The organism is Arcticibacter sp. (genome assembly GCF_045629565.1).
In the GTDB taxonomy this organism is placed as follows: domain Bacteria; phylum Bacteroidota; class Bacteroidia; order Sphingobacteriales; family Sphingobacteriaceae; genus Arcticibacter.
In genome coordinates, this window is record NZ_JAZQRL010000065.1 from 1 (window position 1) to 20,059 (window position 20,059).

A 20,059-nucleotide genomic window follows, 5' to 3' on the forward strand; every position below is an offset into this window, starting at 1 on the left:
GGGATGGAGCGACGTCAAGAATGGCGGCATAGCCTGGGCGACAGGTTCACCAAACTCGAAAAACGCCTGTTCAAATGCACCGGCGGCGATCATCGCGGCGAGAATGTACAAGTTGAACGGAAATCCTGATGATTTGGAGTGGTCCAAGAAGATCTATGCCTGGCTTAAAAATTACGTTGTGGAACCTGAGCGGGGTCTGGTGTGGGACGCGCACGGGAACACGAAAGAAAGCGATATCTATACGTATAACCAGGGCACTTTTATTGGTGCGGCTATGGAACTATATCTGATAACCAATCAATATACTTACATGGTGGACGCTTTGCGAACTTCGACCTACGTGGTGGAAGATCAGGTGCGATTCTCACCAGGAGGTATACTGAAGGGTGAAAATACTGGTGACGGAGGGCTTTTCAAAGGTGTATTTATCAGGTATTTAACGGAATATATAGTTCGTGGTGGCGTGAACGAAGCTACAAAGCAGAAATTCCTGAAGTACTTGAAAAGTAATGCTGTGAGCTTACATTCGAAAGCTACGCTGAACCCGGGAAATATTTTCGGCAATGATTGGAAAACCTTACCTGCCAGCAAGGTATGTGACGCTTCTGTGCATATTAGTGGAACAATGCTCTTTGAAAGCGTGGATAAGTTGCAAAGGCTTAAGCTGTTGGATTAGAGGGAACGCTGAATTATCTTGTCATACTAATACTTATGCAACGAATTATCTTTTTGCTAACGCTGACCTTTATTTATCATTCACTCTTCGCACAAGCGCCGTCAATATCACAGGCATCTTCCCGGGAGTCGGTATTTCTTCGCTCAAAAGCAGGATTCAGAGGATCGACCGATTGGGTGGCTAAAAAAGCAAGCGAGGTGTTAGAAGGGGGGAAGGATGTATCTGATGTTTCTTACCGGAATAACGACTGGCAGGAAGCAGTGATTCCGGGTACTGCGCTTACAACACTGGTTCATAACCAAGTTTATCCTGATCCTTATTTCGGCGACAATAACCGGATATCCAAAAAGCTCATACCTGATATCTCTGAGGTAGGCAAGGAGTTCTATACGTATTGGTACAGGACACTTTTCAGGGTACCGGGCAATTTAAAAAATAAACGGAAATGGTTGAAGTTTCACGGTATTAATTACCGTAGCGAAATCTGGCTGAATGGTAAAAAGCTAGGAGAAATGGCCGGCATGTTCAATACCAGGAGTTTCGATGTGACCGAAATTATCAACATGAAAGGTGAAAATGCTCTTGCTGTAAGAGTAGTTCCTGTTGATGTTCCGGGATCAAGCAGAAAAGACAGAAATCAGCGAGTGGGGGCTGTTGGTGAAAATAAGAACGGAGGTGATGGCGAGATCGGCCGTAATGTGTCGATGTTAATGAGTGTGGGATGGGATTTTACTGCCCCGGACGGGATTCGAGACAGGAACACGGGTATATGGAGGGATGTTGAGTTGTATGCTACCGGTGACGCAGTTCTTGAAGATGTATTTGTGCAAACGAAACTGCCTCTTCCTGACACCTCATTCTCTGATCAAACTATATCTGTAACGGTAGTTAATGCGACGGCGGCGCATCAAAACGGCCTTTTAAAAGGCAGGATCGCTGATACCGATATATCGTTTCAAAAGCCGGTCCAATTGGGTCCGTCGGAGAAAAAGATAGTTGTATTGCGTACTTCGGAATTCCCGGAACTGAAGATGATGAATCCGAAGCTCTGGTGGCCGCTGAATAAAGGAGCACAGCATCTTTATACTCTTGATCTGGAGTTTGAGACCGCGGATAGTCAGATCAGTCATCAGGTCTCGACCAGATTTGGAATAAGGGAGATTACCTCAGATCAAAAGACACCTGATGAATCGAGACGTTTCCTGGTGAATGGTCATCCTGTATTTATAAGGGGTACTAACTGGGTTCCTGAGGCGATGTTAAGAAATGATGAGGAACGTACCTATGCCGAATTGCGGTATACCAAGCAGGCAGGCATTAACCTTATCCGCCTGTGGGGCGGAGGTATAGCAGAGTCTGATTACTTCTATGATCTCTGCGATGAAATGGGTATACTGGTTTGGACAGAGTTTTGGATTACGGGGGACACGCGTTTTCCCTCCGATACGGCATTATACTTTCGGAATTTGGAGTCTACGGTGAAGCGGATCAGAAATCACCCTGCTCAGGCTTATTATGTCTCTGCAAATGAGTCGACGGAGCTCAAAGGAGCCGGGAAACTGATTCATCAGCTCGATAGCACGAGAGGCTACCAGGTTCAGTCTGAGTGTTGCGGTATCCATGACGGAAGTCCTTATAAGTACGAGAACCCGATGCAGTATTTTGAAAATACTGCGTCGCCGCGAGGTAGCCGGGTTGATGGATTTAATCCAGAATATGGAACACCCTGCTTACCTGTTTATGAGTCACTCAGAAAGATGATGCCGGCAAGCCAATTATGGCCCATTGATAAACAAGTGTGGGATTATATGGATGGTGGAGGATTTCATCAGATCACCACGAAGTATAAGCAGGCGGTTGACGAATTTGGGGAATCCAGATCGATTGAGGAGTTCTCAAGAAAGGCACAGTTTGTCGGCGCTATGAATTATCGGGCTATCTGGGAAGTTTGGAATTATAATAAATTTGACTATGGTGACCGCTTTGCGTCCGGGCTTTTATTCTGGTATCACAATAGTCCTGTTCCTCAGGTTTCAGCCAGATTATATGACTGGACTCTCGAGCCTACCGCCGGTCTGTATTATTCGCAGGACGGCCTTGAGCCTCTGCATGCGCAGTTTGATTACCTGAAAAACACTGTGTCGGTATATAATGATTTTCGGCAGTCCTTCGCAGGCTATACTATTGTAGCAACTCTTTATGACATAAACTCCGGCAAGATATCCGCCATCTCAAAGAACATCGACATTCCCGCAGACGGAGTGGTGAATGATGCCCTGAAGCTGGATATTCCTTCGACTATTTCGCAGGTCCATTTTATTTACCTTAGCCTGAATGATAACCATGGGAACAAAGTATCGGACAGTTTCTATTGGCGTTCAAAGGATAAGTATAAGGGTGCCTGGAGCATGACCGGACCTGCGGTCTCCGGATTTCAGGAGCTTAAACAGCTACCGGAAACCAGTTTGGTTGTGCGTAGCCCTCGTAAAAAAAGCGGGAGGACATTGGTTAGCGTACAAAATACGGGATCTTCTATCTCTTTTTTTACCAGGCTGAAGATGATGGACAAGAAGGGTAATAGTATAAAGCCGATCTTATTTTCTGATAACTTTTTTTCGCTGCTTCCGGGAGAAAGCCGTGATGTTGAAGTGAAAAATCTGGGTCGGTATAAAGGAAGGGCGCTATTGGTTGTTGATGCCTGGAACACGAAAGGTGAAACAGTCAAACGCATAAAGAGAAACACTATCAGCCCCAGGCTGAAATAACACGCCAAATTGAATCTGATGAAGAATATTGCCAAGTTCACGTTAAGCCTTCTCGCCATTACTGCGGCGTTTTTTATCCAGCCTCAGGGAGCAGGAGCAGAAGGGCTGCAACATCCGGAAGATGAGTTTTGGACATCTCCAAAGGCGAATTTCGAGGTACGGAAGAAGCTATATCTTGAGTATTGTGCGGTCAATGGGAAGACAGGAGGGAGAGAGGGTGTGTTTAGCCAGGTCGCACGCCTTCATGCCGGTTTGCCGGTGGATGAGGCGTTAGTACGGGAAGCTATCGCGGTGGTTTATGAGAATCGGGACTGTAATGATTTTGCGGTAGGAGGGCTCTTGAGACTGGTCTACGTCAACAAAGAGCGAAACCTCTTATCAGCTTCCTTGCTTGCAGAGGTTGAGAAGTGTCTTTTGAGTTTTAAATATTGGTGGGACGAACCGATTAAGGATCCTCATTATCGCTGTTATCATACAGAGAATCACCAGGGGCTATATCATTCGGACGAGCTTCTTGCAGGACAGCTTTTTAAAAATAAGATCTTTAAGGACGGCAAAAATGGTCAGGTTCATATGGAGCATGCCAGAAAGCTGGCCGTTAAATGGCTAGAGTACAGGAGCCGGTTTGGTTTTAGCGAGTGGCTTTCCAACTCATATTATGACGTGGACCTCATGCTGCTTTGCAATCTGTACGATTTTGCGGAGGATAAAGATATCAGTCGCCGGGCCGGTGTGCTGATCGATCTGCTCATGTATGATATGGCCCTTAACAATTTCAAAGGTGTTTTCGGTTCTACACATGGCCGGGCATACGTTATTCCCGTTAAAAATCCCGCGAAAGAGTCTACGTCATCCATAACCAAGCTGATGTTCGGTGTGGGGAAATTTAATTCACCCCAGTCTATGGGCGCTGTTTCCCTTGTAACCAGCACGTATCGTTGTCCCGCTATAATCGAGGGCATCGCAAATGATTATTCTATTACCATCTACAATAAGCAGAGGCAAAGTATTAACGTAGAAGATGCAGCATTATATAATGTCTCACTTGATCAGGAGCCTGATGCACATCTCTTTTGGGGAATGCAGGAGTTTATTCATCCGGGTGTTATAAGAATGTCAAAGTATTTGTCTGAGAAATATGATACCTGGCCTTATAAGAACTACGATCACTATATTAACATCTATGAGACTCAAATTAAAGAGTCGGGAAAGGTAACTACTCCTTACCTCGACAGGTTTGCGTTGTCGGAAGCTAATATCGCGACTTATCGTAATAAAGATTACATGCTCAGCAGCGTGCAGGATTACAGACCTGGCAGCAGGGGTTATCAGCAGCATATCTGGCAGGCGACTATGGGAACGGAAGCACTCGTTTTTACCAACCATCCGGGCTCCAAAGAGGAGAGCGGGTCGCCAAATTTCTGGGTAGGAAATGAAATTATGCCGCGGGCCGCTCAATTTGAGAATGTGCTGGTTTGTATCTACAATACGCCTCCTGAAGACAAGCTTCCTTTTTCGCACGCATACTTTCCTGTAAAATCGTTCGACGAATTTATCAAGAAAGATAAAGTAGTGTTTGCACGAAAAGGAGATGCCTATATCGCCTTATTTTCTCAGAACTCATTGGTTTGGGGAGTAGACAAAGGTGGAATCAGGAACGAATTGAAGGTGACCCAACCGGATAATGTTTGGATTTGCGAGATGGGCAATCGGGAGGCATATGGCAGCTTTGAGAACTTTGCAAAAAAGCTCAGCGCTGCTAAAATCGAATTTAGTTCTTTAGCAGTACAGTATCATTCGCCCATTGTAGGTTTGGTGAGCTTTGGATGGACCCTTCCTTTCACTGTAAAAAACAAAGCGGTACCCCTTTCGAAATTTTCCAGATTTCAGAATCCTTATTCCGAAACAGCGTTTGATTCCAAACAAGTCGTTATAGAGCGACAAGGCGAGCAGCTGGTTCTGGATTTCCATCAGGGAAAGCGGGAAACAAAAGGGAAATAATACCCAAAATTTAAAAAAAAGCTTCTTTTATCTTCATGCTAAAACGTTTTATTATATTTGTCGTAAGCTAGTCTTCCAACCTGAATAATCCATTTAACACCTAATATTTAATTGCATTCCGAATGAACATAACAGAATCCTCTACAAAGTCCGGCAACGTCGCCGAAGAGGCGAATAGCAGAGTAGCATTCACTGATAAAAAGTACTTAACAACATTGATTTTCGTCACCTCATTGTTTATGTTTTGGGGAGTGGCGATTACTATGGGTGATGTGCTGAACAAGCATTTTCAGCATACACTCAGCCTGTCACGCTCGCAGTCTGCCTTCGTTCAGTTTGCTATATTCGGTGCTTACTTCGTTATGGGTATTCCGGCAGGATTGTTCATGAAAAAGTTCGGCTACAAAAAGGGAGTGCTCCTTGGTTTATCTTTGTTTGCCTCAGGGTCATTCTTGTTTATTCCTGCTGCCAACAATTCTTCTTTTGCCTTTTTCGGCGTGGCATTGTTTATCCTCGGTTGTGGTCTTTCCACCCTGGAAACGGTGGCGCATCCATTTATGGCCTCTCTTGGCGATCAACGATCAAGCGACCAGCGCGTCAACTTTGCTCAGTCTTTTAACGCTTTGGGTGCCATCATCGGTCCCGCTATAGGGTCATACTTTCTTCTCCGACACAATGTGGCAGGTAATACCGACCTCACCTCCGTTAAGCTCCTATATATGGTGATTGGGGGTGTTATCGCATTCATTGCGGTCTGCTTCTCTTTTGTTAAAGTTCCCGGGACTGTTGAACCTCACGGCTCGCAGGTTGGTGCAAGCAGTGAAGAATTCAGTTTGGGAAGTAAAAAGGGGTTGTTTCAGTACTCTCATTTCCGATGGGCAGTCTTAGCCCAATTTTGCAATGTCGCAGCTCAGAGCGGGACATGGGCATTTTTTATTAATTACGGGCATGAAGTGATGGGTTTTGATGAAGCCACGGCCGGAAACTACATGGTTCTGTTCATGGCGCTTATGTTGGCAGGAAGATTTATTGGCACGTTTCTAATGCGAAGCATTGCCCCCAATAAATTGCTTGCTACTTTTGCCATTGCAAACGTAGTGATGTGCTTAATAGTGGCTCAGGGATGGGGATGGGTATCCTTTAGTGCTCTATTGGGGATTAATTTTTTCCTGAGCATTATGTTTCCAACCATTTTCAGTCTCGGGCTTAAAGAACTGGGATCCCATACCCAACAAGCGTCCTCATTTATCTCCATGGGAGTAGTTGGCGGGGCACTGTTTCCTTTCGTAATGGGCAGTATCGCGGATCATTCCGGAGTGGCTGTATCCTATTATATGCCCATCATATGTTATCTGGTGGTTTTCTTATTCGGGTGGTCCTTCTACAAGGTTGGGGAAAACAATAAAATAAATTAAAATATATATGCTTAAATCTCTAGTAATGGGAGTCGACATAGGCGGCTCTCATATTACTGCAGCTGTGGTGGATTTGAAGAAGAGAAAGGTTCTCAAAGAAACCTTGATCAGGAGGAGTGTTGATTCTCAGAGTGATGTCGTTAGTATCATTTCCGCATGGAGCAGCGCGATAAGTCAGTCTTCTCTTTCCGCTGAGTCGGCGATTGAGGAGATTGGTATCGGGATGCCTGGTCCATTTGATTATGAAGATGGAATTTGTTATATTAAAGATCAGCAGAAGTATGATTCCCTGCACGGCCTCAATGTGAAAACGCTATTATCGGAATCTCTGGGTATCCTTCCAATGAAGATCCGCCTGATGAATGACGCTTCCTGTTTTCTACAGGGGGAGGCATTTGGCGGCGCTGGTCTTGGTTTTTCAGCTATTTCGGGGTTGACCCTGGGCACGGGACTGGGCTCATCGTTTTACTGCGATGGGCTTGCTGTGGACGCGGGCTTATGGAACAGTGCCTTCAAAGATGGTATTGCGGAAGATTATTTATCAACCCGTTGGTTTTTGAAGAAATACAAGATGCTAACCGGAGAAAATGTACAAGATGTAAAAACCTTATCTTTGTTAGCTGAAGAGCAAAAGCAAGCAGCTGAAGTGTTTTCGGAATTTGGTATTAATCTTGGTGACTTTCTGAATATTGTCATTTCCGAACAACGTCCCGACGCAGTTATACTGGGGGGAAACATTGCGCAATCTTTTCCTCTTTTTGAAAAAAATCTGAAGAGTAGAATATATCAGGAAAACAACACGATACCCATTTTAAGGGGTGCTTTAGGTGAAGAAGCGGCGATAGTTGGAGCCGGTAGTTTATGGTATCCGGTTGATGGTAAGGCGCCTGCAGAATCTGCCGAACGCTGCTAAATTAATCTGGCTTGATTTATGCACTCAAAAGGAGCGTAGGTCAGTGCTGTTAAACGTTATAAGGTGAAAAAGAATATTTCAATAGTAGACATAGCAAAGCATCTTAATATATCTACTACCACTGTGTCTTTTGTTTTAAACGGGCGGGCTAAAGAGAAAAGGATCAGCGATGAGCTAGTGGAAAGGGTATTAAAGTTCGTTGAAGAGGTAGGGTATAAACCCAATGTGCTTGCGCGCGGATTGCGTACCGGTAAATCCAATATCATTGGTTTGATGGTTGAAGATATCGCAAACCCCTTTTTCGCCACCATTGCGAGGGAGATTGAGGAAAATGCTTATAGAAACGGGTATAAGATCTTCTATTGCAGTACTGATAACAGCACCGCTAAAACAAAGGAACTCATCGGTATTTTTCAGGACAGGCAGGTAGACGGCTATATTATCGCACCACCCGAAGGCATTGAGGACGATGTAAATGGCCTCATTAAGGCAGGATCCCCGGTCGTGTTATTTGACCGGTTTCTGCAGGACGTGCAGACGGATTATGTCGGTATCGATGGAACTAGCAGTATATTTGATGCTGTTACTCATTTAATCGGGCAGGGATATGAACGAATAGGCTTTGTAACGTTGGATTCGTTGCAATCTCAAATGCAGGATCGGGTAAAAGGGTACGAGCAAGCGATATCCGAGCATGGTTTGAACGATTATATTAAGGAAATTTCTTATCATCAAAGTCCGGATAATATTGTAAAGCAAGTAGTTGCTTTTCTAAAGAAGAAGTCCAATCTGCAGGCTGTTGTGTTTTCTACTAACTATCTGGGAGTAAGTGGTCTGAAGGCGATTTCGTCCTTAGGATTGAAAATACCCGATGATATAGCCGTTATGGCTTTTGATGAGCTCGATCTATTTGAATTACATTCTCCCTCCATTAGTACGGTATCCCAGCCTGTAAAAGGTATTTCAGAACATGCAATATCGATACTGTTGGGTCGAATGGATGGTTCATCTCCAAAGAAAGATATTCAGAATGTTATACTCCCCACCTCGCTAATCGTCCGGGACTCGACGAAATACAGTCTTAAATAGCCCGTTAATTACACAGCTTTGTTACTTTAATGCTTGAAAATTTATTTGCTAAATCAATTTAGTTGTATATTTTTGAGTAAGAATAGATCTGAGCTGCCAATTATACGGATCACAGTCGTAAGCCTGACTAAAGCCGGCGTCTTATTCTAATCAATTAACCGTGTCTATTGAAAATTCTTAAAAATGAAAGCAAGCAAAGGAGTATCGCTGTCGCTTAGTATCCTGCTGATATTAGGACTTAAGGCGTATGGTCAGAAGAAACTACTGGAAAAATGGCCTGAAGGTAAGTCGCCTCAAGAAGTTGGAGATCTGATAACCGGACGTTATGTTGTCACTCCGCATACAAACTTCGGTTTTCCTACACCTCCCTCCTCTATTACATATTCAGAGGTCTGTACCTGGTACGGCGCTCTAAAGTTTGCGAAGCTTCGAAAAGATGTAAGTCTTCGGGACCAGTTGGAACTTCGATTTCAGCCCTTATTGACCGAGAAGCGAAAGCTTATGCCCAAACCAGACCATGTCGATCATACCGTGTTTGGAGCTCTTCCTCTCGAACTATATATGCAGACGAAAGAGCGTTCTTATCTCACTCTTGGAAAGGACTTTGCCGACAAGCAGTGGGAGATGCCACAAAACGCCAGGCCAGAGTATAAAAGATTGCTGGATAGTGGATATACCTGGCAAACTCGTCTGTGGATTGACGATATGTTCATGATTACGCTGGCTCAGGCTCAGGCGTATAGGGCAACGGGCGATCGCCATTATATAGACAGAGCAGCAAAGGAGATGGTTTATTATCTTTCACATCTGCAAAGGCCAAATGGTCTTTTCTATCATGCACCGGACGTGCCCTTCTTCTGGGGCAGGGGAAATGGATGGATGGCGGCAGGAATGACTGAACTTCTTACCGCTTTGCCGAAAAGCAGCCCATATTATGCGCCGGTCCTGGCCGGATATAAAAAAATGATGGAATCGCTGCTTGCCTATCAGGCCGAAAGCGGTATGTGGTTGCAATTAGTTGACGACAAAGAATCCTGGGAAGAAACCTCGTGTACCGGGATGTTTACCTACGCATTGATATCGGGAGTAAAGAGAGGCTGGCTGGACGCTAAGAAGTTCGCTCCCGCAGCTCGCAAGGGATGGCTGGCATTAACCACCTATATCAATCCGGATGGTGATGTCAGGGAAGTCTGTGAGGGGACAAATAAAAAGAACGACAGACAGTATTATTTAGACAGAAAACGTATCACAGGAGATATGCACGGCCAGGCACCCGTACTGTGGTGTGCTACAGCGCTTTTACAATAAATTGACTTAAGCTTTATTTGTATGAAAAGACGAAATTTTATAAAAAATACCGGTATACTAAGTGCAGGATACTTGCTTAGCTCGAATCTTTCCTTTGCCAGCGCTCCCGGTTTTCCTACTGTTAGAAAACCTTTAGCCTCCAGACATTTTACCAGTAAGGCCATAGAAAAGGCCATCGAAGAATTTAAAAAGAATGTTAAGAATCAGGAACTTTCATGGTTGTTCGAGAATTGTTTCCCCAATACCCTAGATACAACCGTAACCTATTCTATAAAAAATAACAGACCTGATACTTATGTAATTACTGGCGACATTGACGCCATGTGGTTAAGAGACAGTTCTGCTCAGGTTTGGCCCTATCTTCCATTTACCACTCAGGAAAAATCTCTGAAAGATCTTATTGCCGGTGTCATCAACAGGCAGACGCGCTGCATCTTAAAAGATCCGTATGCCAATGCGTTCTACGATGATGAAAATAAGCAAGGAGAATGGAAGACCGACATAACGGACATGAAGCCGGGGCTTCACGAAAGAAAGTGGGAAATAGACTCTTTATGCTATCCGATAAGACTTGCATTTAACTATTGGAAGACAACAAAGGACACCTCCCCATTCGATCAGAACTGGCAAAATGCGATTAAATTGACATTAAAGACATTTGTAGAACAACAAAGAAAGGAGAACGACGGACCCTATTCTTTTCAACGGAAAACATCGTGGGCAACAGACGGGGTTCCGATGGAAGGGTTTGGTTATCCTGTTAAGCCGGTTGGGCTTATCTGTTCTTCGTTTCGACCCAGCGACGATGCGACGCTCTTCTCCTTTCTTATACCATCCAACTTTTTCGCCGTGGTGAGTCTGAGGCAAGCAGCGGAAATGATGAAAGATATTGCGAAAGATACAGACACCAGTCGGAAACTCACTGCTTTGGCTGATGAGGTTCAGGCTGCTCTGGCTGAACATGCAGTGGTTGAACATCAGGTATATGGCAAAATCTATGCATTTGAAGTTAACGGAATGGGAAGCTACAATTTGATGGATGATGCTAATGTTCCGAGCTTGTTATCAATGCCTTATCTGGGATCTGTATCTGCAAATGACCCCATCTACCAGAATACGAGGAAGTTTGTTTTTTCAGAATATAATCCATTTTTCTACAAAGGAACCGCGGCAGCAGGAGTAGGAGGGCCTCATATCGGGAAGGACATGATCTGGCCAATGAGTATCATCATGCGTGCTCTGACGACAACGGATGCAGCCGAAATCAGGGTGTGTATAGAGACGTTAAGGAAGACACATGGCGATACCGGATTCATGCATGAATCTTTCCACAAGGACAACCCGAAAAAGTTCACCAGATCGTGGTTCGCCTGGACAAACACCTTGTTTGGGGAGCTTCTTTGGAAGACGTATAAAGAAAATCCCGCATTGCTCGCCTAAGTACATTATACACGACAGATCATAGAAATTATGCATACCAAAATTTTAACGTTTTCAGTTTTACTGGGGTTGTTTATCAATACTGCCCAAGCACAGAAAAAGTTCTCCGTTCTTTCTCCTGATAAAGCTATTCAGTTGAATATTACTGTAGACGACAGTGTTCGTTACAGCGTCAACTATAATAAGAAGAAGCTTGTGGGTTCATCAGCCATATATTTTAGAACTGATGCCGATAAAAGTAATGGGTGGAGAGTATCGAAGTCTTCTAAAGCATCACATTCATCGGTAATAACCCCCGTAGTGCCACAGAAGAGTAGTACAATAAAAGACAGCTATAATGTACTTTACCTCGATTTTAGTAATGGACTGTCTTTGGCGTTCAGGGCATATGATAATGGGGTGGCCTGGCAGTGGATTACAAATAACAAAGGTGCGTACAAGGTACTGGAGGAAAAAGCGGATTTTACTTTTGACGGGAACGGCAGATCCTGGTATCCGCAAGAGGAAAGTTTCTATTCGCACAACGAGAGAGAGTACAAGAATTATAGGATTGACAGCATTGACGCAAAAAAACTAGCAAGCTTACCTGCGCTTTTTGATATCAGCGGGACAAAAGTGCTGCTAACCGAATCCAGTTTGTTCAACTATGCCGGAATGTGGTTAAGAGGGAAAAGCAAGGGTGTATTGCAGGCCGTGTTTCCTCCATATCCAAAAGAAAAGAAAATTACCAGTGACAGAGATGAAAAAGTGACGGCAAGGGAGGACTTTCTTGCCAAAGTCAACGGTGCCCAATCATTCCCATGGCGAATCCTCATGATTGCCCCGGATGAGAAGGAACTTCTGAATAATCAGCTGGTTTACTTGTTGGGCAAACCTTCCGAAGGTGATTTCAGCTGGGTGAAGCCTGGGAAAGTGCAATGGGATTGGTGGCACTATAATAACGTTTACAACGTCGATTTTCGTGCGGGGATTAATAATGATACGTATAAGTATTATATCGATTTTGCCTCTAAATACGGGATTGAGTATGTTCTTCTTGATGAGGGCTGGTGTGATACGCGGGACTTGTTGAAGCAATCCAAAGATATAAATGTGCAGGAGCTTTCGGACTATGCGCGTTCCAAAGGAGTTGACCTTTTACTTTGGACCAGTTGGCTTGTTCTGGATAAGCAGATGGACATTGCGCTTGATCAATTTCAGAGATGGGGCATTAAGGGCATAAAGGTTGACTTTATGCAACGAGATGATCAGGATATGGTGAATTATTACGAGCGGGTTTCAAAGGCAGCGGCATCCAGGAAAATGCTGGTTGACTTCCATGGGTCTTATAAACCTACAGGCTGGATCAGAACTTATCCGAATGTGTTGACTTCAGAAGGGGTGTTGGGAAATGAAATTAGCAAGTTTGCCGGGTCTATCAGTCCAGAACATACCACAACGTTACCTTTCACCAGAATGATGGCGGGACCAATGGATTTTACTCCAGGAGGAATGCTGAATGTACAGAAAAAGGCGTTTGCTGGTGTTCCCGCAGAACCCATGACATTGGGAACGCGCTGCAATCAACTTGCCATGTATGTGGTCTTTGAAAGTCCGCTCCAAATGCTATGTGATATTCCTACCCATTATTATCGTGAGCCGGAGAGTATGGAATTTTTAAGAGCTGTACCTGCGGTCTGGTCAAAAACTGTTCCGCTGCATGCAAAGGTTGGGGACTATGTGGCTATCGCCCGCCAGGCTAAAAGCGGAGAGTGGTTCGTAGGCGCAATGACCGACTGGACGGCCAGAGATCTGAACCTGGATTTGTCCTTCCTTGGAAGCGGTAAATTTAGGATGGATATCTGGAAAGATGGAATCAATGCCGATAGAAATGCGAAAGACTTCAAAATGGAAACGATTGAAGTAGACAGGAATTCGAAAGTAAATATGAGTATGACAACTGGCGGAGGCTGGGTAGCGAAAATATCAGCTATAAAGTAGTGCAACCCTGGATGATACGATTTAGAGGAAGGAACTTTATATCGACTATGCTGATGTTCATAAGTTCAATGCAAGTGGTCCACGGTCAGGAAGCAAATAATTTTGCCAGAGCCCGGAACCTCCACGAAAATTTAAACAGATATCTGTTGCAAACGCAGAGTGGCTTGTATTTGGAAACAACAGACCGTTCAAAAAACGACAACTCTCATTCATGGTTATGGCCGCTGTGCGCGCTTATTCAGGGAGTAAACGAACTCGAAGTAATTGATCCGGACAAAGAATACATGGTACCCGTAGAGAGGGCAATAGAGAGATATTACAATGATGATAAGCCTGCTCCCGCTTATCAGGATTATGTACGAAGCGAAAGATGGAGCCATCGCTTTTTTGACGACAATCAATGGATCGCTATCGCGTACCTGGATGCCTATAATCGTTCAAAGGAGCAACGGTACCTGGACAAGGCTAAAATGATCTACAAGTTTATGATGACCGGGCTGGACTCTGTTATGGGTGGTGGTATTTATTGGAAAGAGCGAGACTCTACGACAAAAAATACTTGTTCAAATGGCCCCGGAATTCTGGTCGCTCTTAAACTTTATCAAGCTACTGCAGAGAAGAAATATTTAAGTTCTGCTCTTGATCTTTATAAATGGACCAACAGTATGTTTAAAGGAGAAGATGGGACATATTATGATGCTGTCAAAATTCCTTCGGGGAGAATTGACAAGACGAGGTATACCTACAATACAGGGACAATGCTTGAGTCTAATGTCTTGCTGTACAAGCTAACAAGAAAGGTAGATTATCTCAAAGAAGCGCAAGCGATCGCATTAGCAGGAAGAAAACGGTTTTTTGTAAATGGTAAACTACCTGGTCATTATTGGTTCAACGCCGTCATGTTAAGAGGTTATCAGGAGTTGTATTCGGTTGATCAGGATCAAAAATGGATTGATTTCTATAAAGTGGAAGCTGACCGGATTTGGATGCAGGAGATAGACAGTAGGGGACTTGTAGGAAAGAATGCGACGAAGAGCTTGATTGACCAGGCTGGTATGCTTGAGATATTTGCAAGACTCGCCCAGCTTGAAGCGAAAAAACAATGAAAAGACTCATGCCATGTTAAATAGAATACTACTCATTCTGCTGATTTTATCGGCGAACATTTCGCGTGCGGAACAGGGATATAATCTCTGGCTACGATACGAGAAGATTAAAAATCCTCAGGTTTGTAGTCAATATAAGAACGTATTGAAAAATATTGTATTTCCGGGAGATTCTAAAACCTTTGATGCTGCACGTCTCGAGGTGAGAACTGCCATGGAAGGGTTGCTGGATTTAAAACTCCCTGAGAGTGAAAAGGTTGGTTTAGGCACGCTCTTGATTGGAACACCGAAATCATCAGACGCTATAGCATCACTTGGGTTGTCGTCCAAGTTGGAAGCTCTCGGAAACGAGGGATATTTGATACGCAATGTAAAAGTCAACAATCAGACAGTAAGGCTAATCGCTGCGAATACCGAGATTGGTGTTCTCTATGGCGTATTTCATTTTCTTCGGTTAATGCAAGTACACAGTGATATAGCCGACCTGAACCTTTCTGAGGCCCCAAGGATTCAGCATCGTGTTTTAAATCACTGGGACAACTTAAATGGTACGATAGAGCGGGGCTATGCAGGTTCATCTATCTGGGACTGGCAGATGTTACCTGGTTATATCGACCCGCGATATATCGATTATGCTAGGGCGAATGCTTCCATCGGTATAAATGGAGCTGTGTTGAACAATGTAAATGCCGACTCAAAGAGCCTCACAAGGGAGTATTTGATTAAAACTGCTGCCATAGCTGATGCGCTACGTCCATACGGCGTAAAGGTTTATCTGACGGCGAAGTTTAGCGCGCCTAAGCAAATTGGTGGATTGAATACTGCTGATCCACTTGATCCAGGTGTAAGGCAATGGTGGAAAGATAAAGCGAAGGAAATTTATAGCTATATACCGGATTTTGGGGGATTTCTTGTAAAAGCCAATTCTGAGGGTCAGCCAGGTCCGCAGGATTACAAGCGAACTCATGCGGATGGGGCAAATATGATGGCCGAAGCGTTGGAGCCGTATAATGGAATAGTCATGTGGCGTGCTTTTGTTTATGAAAATCGAAAAGGCGTGGACAGAGCTAAACAGGCCTATGATGAATTCAGGCCTCTGGACGGAAAGTTCAACAAAAATGTTCTGTTGCAGCCTAAGTATGGCCCTATCGACTTTCAGCCCAGAGAAGCGTATCATCCTCTGTTTGGCGCCATGCCTGAGACGCCACTAATGATAGAGTTTCAGTTGACACAGGAATATTTCGGGTTTTCTACAAATTTGGTATACCTGGCTCCTTTGTTCAAAGAATATTTGAACACTGATACATATGCAAAAGGAAAAGGTTCAAGTATAGCCAAAGTAGTTAGCGGCGAGCTGGAAAAGCATGAGATATCAGGTATCGCCGGGGTAGCGAATATAGGGAGTGACATAAATTGGACAGGGCATCCATTTGGACAATCAAACTGGTATGCATTTGGCCGCATGGCTTGGCAGCCTGATACTGATCCGGCATCTATCGCACAAGACTGGATCAAGATGACTTTTTCAGTAGATTCGGATTTTGTTGAGCCCGTCAAGGATATAATGCTACAATCGAGGGAAGTCGCAGTGAACTATATGACTCCGTTGGGACTCAATCATATCATGAACTTTGCCACCCATTATGGCCCGGGGCCATGGTATAAAGATCCAAATTGGGATGCTTGGGATTATCATCATGCAGACTCTGTTGGTCTGGGTGTAGACCGGACATCTACCGGTAGTAATGCCGTAAGTCAGTATTATAAACCCCTCCGTGATACGTTAGAAAATATGAATACGGTTCCAGACAGGTTGTTACTGTGGTTTCATCATGTCCCTTGGGATCATCGGATGAAATCAGGAAACACGCTTTGGAATGAGCTCGTTTCAAGGTACTACGGGGGAGTCGAGTCGGTAAAGAAAATGGAATCTACCTGGAGCCGTCTTGAAGGTAAGATAGATCGATATCGATTTGAGCAGGTGAATCAGTTGCTCGCCGAGCACAGGAGAGAGGCTGAATGGTGGCGTGACGGTAGTGTTCTTTATTGGCAGACCTTCTCTAAACGTCCTATACCTGACGTATATAAAAAGCCCCAAAAGCCGTTTTCTCACTATAGACGAATTTCGTTTCCTGATAGGGATTCCCGGTAATATTTATACGGGACTAGAGCTACACGCAGGACATACCAGGGGTTTACGATCTTAACGATATTAGACTGTTTAAATAATATTTTGTTGGGTTATGAGCGCTCAGTAGCAAGATATGCAGTCGTTCGTCAGTCATTGGGTGAACCGAACCCTTTTCGTCTAAAGTACAGGAACGAAATCATTTACCTGTTGAAGATTGAGCATCCATAATAACGGTATTAGACAAAGAAGAAGCTGCTACATGCTTGAGCCAGTATTTGGCAGAGACGATTCGTTTGGCATTAACCGAGTTTAAAGGAGATGATAGTCTATTGAAGCAAGCGGATCTATCAAACAAGATTATCCAGATATAAGTTGACGTACTTCCTAAGCTTGATCTCCAACAATCTGCTGAAGATCATCACCACCTCTTACATGGGTGCAACAGAGGCAAAGGCTGTGGAATTTCTGTCGAGTCTCAGGAATACGGAAGTTAAGGTTTCTTACAATGGCGCAGAGTTTTGGAGAACCCGCATTGATAGCCTTATCTCATACGATGCAGAAGTACAAAAGGAATTATTATGATGCGCTGGAGCATATGATCGTCATGATAAAGAATAAGTTTTACCTGAATGCCTATGGATTTCCATATAAACCATAAAATTGACTGTTCATCTAAGCAATTCGCTGACCCGTATATTATTTCTTCATGACCTTAACTTATACCCTCAACCAGGAAGATTTCTTAACTTACCAGCTATATACCGCAAATCAGTCGCAGAGAATTCAAAAGAAGAGGAAAAGAGCATGATATATTATTTCAATCAGAGAGTCCATGGGGTACCTACGCTGGAATGTTCAGAGACAAATTTGGCATTGAGTGGATCGTGGAATTTGACCCTGGTTAATTCGACGGTACTACGTCCTTCAATGAACTTTTTTATAATTTGCTAAATGATTTCACAAGTTATAATAAAGCCTATTCACAACGAATATTCACCTGAGGTAATTAACCTGATCTTATCCATTCAGCAAAAGGAATTTGGCTTAAGTATTACGATCGACCAGCAGCCCGATCTGTTAGATATTGATTCCAATTATCATAATGGCGGCGGCTGCTTTTGGGGCGCTTTTGTAAATGAAGAGTTAATTGGCACTATAGGGCTGATCAACACGGGACATGACGCAGGCTGCATTCGCAAGATGTTCGTCAAGAGAGATTTTCGCGGCAAAGAATGGCGGACGGCTCAAAAACTTCTGGATGTATTACTTCTGTTTTGCCGCGATCGGGATATCAACACTGTGCAGCTGGGGACTGTTGAACAGTTAAAGGCGGCGCATCGTTTTTATGAGCGAAACGGTTTTGAAAGTATTGCAAAAGAAGACCTGCCTGTGTATTTTCCGCTCATGTCAACCGACACTACGTTTTTCCAGTTACATTTAATTAAAAACTGACCGTTATAATTGATGGAGTGGGTATTAGCGCCCATCATCGAAAAATAAGGATTACAGATTATTTACGGTAAAAAGGAGCTTAAAGTGTGGTACAAAGATTTTCGTTTTTACTCATTTATTTATAAATTCGTCGTATGTACACCTCTCGTTATACAACACTTATGGCTAAGCCTTGGATTAACTAAATAGGGGATTCTCCTCTTTTAAGTAATTAGTACACCTGAGATCAGGTTGTTCTTATATTGTTGTATATCTTTTCTTAAACTTCATGAAAAACCAGAAATGGTTCCGCATTTATTTATTTATATGGTCGGGACAATTTATATCTATGCTAACGAGCTCTGCCGTGAATTTTGCGGTGATTGTATGGCTTAGCTTAAAGTTTCAGTCAGCAGAAGTCCTTGCTTTCGCCGGGATTGCGGGTTTGTTGCCGCAAGCGATAATTGGGCCATTTGCCGGGGTCTTTATTGATCGATGGGACCGGAAGAAAGTAATGGTGCTTTCTGATGCCTTCATTGCACTGTGTACCTTACTGATGACGCTGGTGCTCACTGAGGAGCGCGTTGACCTTATGTGGATTTACCTGTTGCTGGGTTGCCGGTCATTGGGTAGTGCTTTTCATTCTCCGGCGATGCAGGCCATCGCTCCATTGCTTGTTCCCCAACAGGAGTTGCTTCGTATTTCGGGTATCAATCAAATGATACAGTCGGTTAGCAGCATTGCGGGGCCGGCACTCGGAACCTTAGCCATTACTTACTTTCCTATTTATCAGGTTCTGTACCTTGATGTGATAGGTGCTTTCGCTGCGATAACATCATTGATATTCGTTACGATTCCACGGGTGGTAACACCTGTCAGTTCGTCTTTTGCGACAGTCCTATCCGAGCTTAAGGCGGGTTTTAATGCAATCCACCATCACTTGGGACTACGTCTGCTATTTCTGTACTCCATGATCGCGACTTTTTTTATAATGCCGGTTGCTATTATGTTCCCTTTATTAACGACGGGGCATTATGGCGGGGGGAAATGGGAGATGAGCATTGTGGAGATTGTTTGGGGAATAGGAATGCTTGTTGGGGGATCGGTACTTGGACTGCTACGTATCCGAACATCCAAAGTCGTCCTTATTAATGCAATGCACGTTGCTCTTGGGCTCACATTTGTGCTTTCCGGTTGGTTCCCATCTTCCTGGTTTGTGGGATTCGTTATTGTTACTACGTTAGGTGGGATCACCATGTCTATTTTTTCTGCGGCATTTATGACAATCATTCAGGAGGAAGTGACACCCGATAAGTTAGGGCGCGTGTTCTCTCTGTATTTCAGTATGGCTATTCTTCCAAGCCTAATCGGTTTGCTGTTCACGGGTTTTATTGCGGAAATTATTGGTATCTCAAATGCCTTTTTAATAGCGGGTGTATCGGTGATGCTGATAGGCGTAGCTTCTTTTTTGACGCCTGGGCTAATGCAATTAGGTAAGAGCAGAGCAGAGTGACATACAGAAGTTAGATAACAACAACCATAAAGTCTTTATGCAAGCATGGCGAGAATCAAAATTTAACAACAGATTTGTAATTACTTAATTATTGTTTAGAGCTCTTTCAACTCGCTTACCACTTTAGACATAGAGGATTTTGCATCTCCGAATAACATCAAACAGTTTGGAAAGCCGAACAGTTCGTTCTCTATACCCGCATAACCGGCATTCATACTCCGTTTAGATACAATTACTGTACGGGCTTTGTCAACATTTAATATCGGCATGCCGTAAATAGGGCTTTGCGGA

Annotated in this window: 15 protein-coding genes; 14 read left to right on the top strand and 1 reads right to left on the bottom strand. The window is 43.9% G+C overall.

Annotated features, from left to right (window positions below; genetic code table 11):
• The 14 genes from ACKI5J_RS08390 to ACKI5J_RS08455 form a co-directional block, all read left to right on the top strand.
• A partial coding sequence (locus tag ACKI5J_RS08390) for a glycoside hydrolase family 76 protein (RefSeq protein ID WP_407428443.1) occupies positions 1-676 on the top strand: 676 nt, incomplete at its 5' end.
• Positions 677-711: 35 nt separating this feature from the next.
• Positions 712-3,441, top strand: a complete 2,730-nt coding sequence (locus ACKI5J_RS08395) for a glycosyl hydrolase 2 galactose-binding domain-containing protein (protein ID WP_407428445.1) — start codon at positions 712-714, stop codon at positions 3,439-3,441.
• Positions 3,442-3,459: 18 nt separating this feature from the next.
• On the top strand, positions 3,460-5,442 hold the full coding sequence (locus ACKI5J_RS08400) for a hypothetical protein (RefSeq protein WP_407428447.1): 1,983 nt from the start codon (positions 3,460-3,462) through the stop codon (positions 5,440-5,442).
• A gap of 122 nt (positions 5,443-5,564) precedes the next feature.
• Positions 5,565-6,857 carry an L-fucose:H+ symporter permease gene (fucP, locus tag ACKI5J_RS08405; RefSeq protein WP_407428449.1) on the top strand — a complete coding sequence of 431 codons (1,293 nt, stop codon included), beginning with the start codon at positions 5,565-5,567 and terminating at the stop codon, positions 6,855-6,857.
• 7 nt (positions 6,858-6,864) lie between these two features.
• A complete protein-coding gene (locus ACKI5J_RS08410; RefSeq protein WP_407428451.1) occupies positions 6,865-7,770 on the top strand; it encodes an ROK family protein in 906 nt (301 codons plus the stop codon).
• Positions 7,771-7,833: 63 nt separating this feature from the next.
• A complete protein-coding gene (locus ACKI5J_RS08415; protein ID WP_407428453.1) occupies positions 7,834-8,859 on the top strand; it encodes a LacI family DNA-binding transcriptional regulator in 1,026 nt (341 codons plus the stop codon).
• Between the two features lie 183 nt (positions 8,860-9,042).
• Positions 9,043-10,167, top strand: a complete 1,125-nt coding sequence (locus ACKI5J_RS08420) for a glycoside hydrolase family 105 protein (protein ID WP_407428455.1) — start codon at positions 9,043-9,045, stop codon at positions 10,165-10,167.
• A gap of 21 nt (positions 10,168-10,188) precedes the next feature.
• Positions 10,189-11,607, top strand: a complete 1,419-nt coding sequence (locus tag ACKI5J_RS08425; RefSeq protein WP_407428457.1) for a glycoside hydrolase family 125 protein — start codon at positions 10,189-10,191, stop codon at positions 11,605-11,607.
• 30 nt (positions 11,608-11,637) lie between these two features.
• Positions 11,638-13,587, top strand: coding sequence for a glycoside hydrolase family 97 protein (locus tag ACKI5J_RS08430; protein ID WP_407428459.1), 1,950 nt, complete (start codon positions 11,638-11,640; stop codon positions 13,585-13,587).
• A gap of 53 nt (positions 13,588-13,640) precedes the next feature.
• Positions 13,641-14,693 (top strand): glycoside hydrolase family 76 protein, encoded by a 1,053-nt coding sequence (locus ACKI5J_RS08435; protein WP_407428461.1) that lies wholly within the window; start codon positions 13,641-13,643, stop codon positions 14,691-14,693.
• Positions 14,694-14,706: 13 nt separating this feature from the next.
• Positions 14,707-16,845, top strand: coding sequence for an alpha-glucuronidase family glycosyl hydrolase (locus ACKI5J_RS08440; RefSeq protein ID WP_407428463.1), 2,139 nt, complete (start codon positions 14,707-14,709; stop codon positions 16,843-16,845).
• Between the two features lie 351 nt (positions 16,846-17,196).
• On the top strand, positions 17,197-17,406 hold the full coding sequence (locus tag ACKI5J_RS08445; protein WP_407428465.1) for a hypothetical protein: 210 nt from the start codon (positions 17,197-17,199) through the stop codon (positions 17,404-17,406).
• Between the two features lie 369 nt (positions 17,407-17,775).
• Positions 17,776-18,276, top strand: a complete 501-nt coding sequence (locus ACKI5J_RS08450; RefSeq protein WP_407428467.1) for a GNAT family N-acetyltransferase — start codon at positions 17,776-17,778, stop codon at positions 18,274-18,276.
• Positions 18,277-18,544: 268 nt separating this feature from the next.
• On the top strand, positions 18,545-19,768 hold the full coding sequence (locus tag ACKI5J_RS08455; protein ID WP_407428469.1) for an MFS transporter: 1,224 nt from the start codon (positions 18,545-18,547) through the stop codon (positions 19,766-19,768).
• A 95-nt stretch (positions 19,769-19,863) separates the two neighbouring features.
• Here ACKI5J_RS08455 and ACKI5J_RS08460 read toward each other — a convergent pair.
• Positions 19,864-20,059 (bottom strand): NAD(P)(+) transhydrogenase (Re/Si-specific) subunit beta (locus ACKI5J_RS08460; protein WP_407428471.1); only part of this gene is annotated, 196 nt, incomplete at its 5' end.

Excerpts from the sequence above, each read along its gene's own strand:
- ACKI5J_RS08435 (WP_407428461.1), top strand. The coding sequence starts at position 13,641 with ATGTTCATAAGTTCAATGCAAGTGGTCCACGGTCAGGAAGCAAATAAT.
- ACKI5J_RS08395 (WP_407428445.1), top strand. The coding sequence starts at position 712 with ATGCAACGAATTATCTTTTTGCTAACGCTGACCTTTATTTATCATTCA.
- ACKI5J_RS08420 (WP_407428455.1), top strand. The coding sequence starts at position 9,043 with ATGAAAGCAAGCAAAGGAGTATCGCTGTCGCTTAGTATCCTGCTGATA.
- ACKI5J_RS08440 (WP_407428463.1), top strand. The coding sequence starts at position 14,707 with ATGTTAAATAGAATACTACTCATTCTGCTGATTTTATCGGCGAACATT.
- fucP (WP_407428449.1), top strand. The coding sequence starts at position 5,565 with ATGAACATAACAGAATCCTCTACAAAGTCCGGCAACGTCGCCGAAGAG.
- ACKI5J_RS08430 (WP_407428459.1), top strand. The coding sequence starts at position 11,638 with ATGCATACCAAAATTTTAACGTTTTCAGTTTTACTGGGGTTGTTTATC.
- ACKI5J_RS08455 (WP_407428469.1), top strand. The coding sequence starts at position 18,545 with ATGAAAAACCAGAAATGGTTCCGCATTTATTTATTTATATGGTCGGGA.
- ACKI5J_RS08425 (WP_407428457.1), top strand. The coding sequence starts at position 10,189 with ATGAAAAGACGAAATTTTATAAAAAATACCGGTATACTAAGTGCAGGA.
- ACKI5J_RS08450 (WP_407428467.1), top strand. The coding sequence starts at position 17,776 with ATGATTTCACAAGTTATAATAAAGCCTATTCACAACGAATATTCACCT.
- ACKI5J_RS08400 (WP_407428447.1), top strand. The coding sequence starts at position 3,460 with ATGAAGAATATTGCCAAGTTCACGTTAAGCCTTCTCGCCATTACTGCG.
- ACKI5J_RS08410 (WP_407428451.1), top strand. The coding sequence starts at position 6,865 with ATGCTTAAATCTCTAGTAATGGGAGTCGACATAGGCGGCTCTCATATT.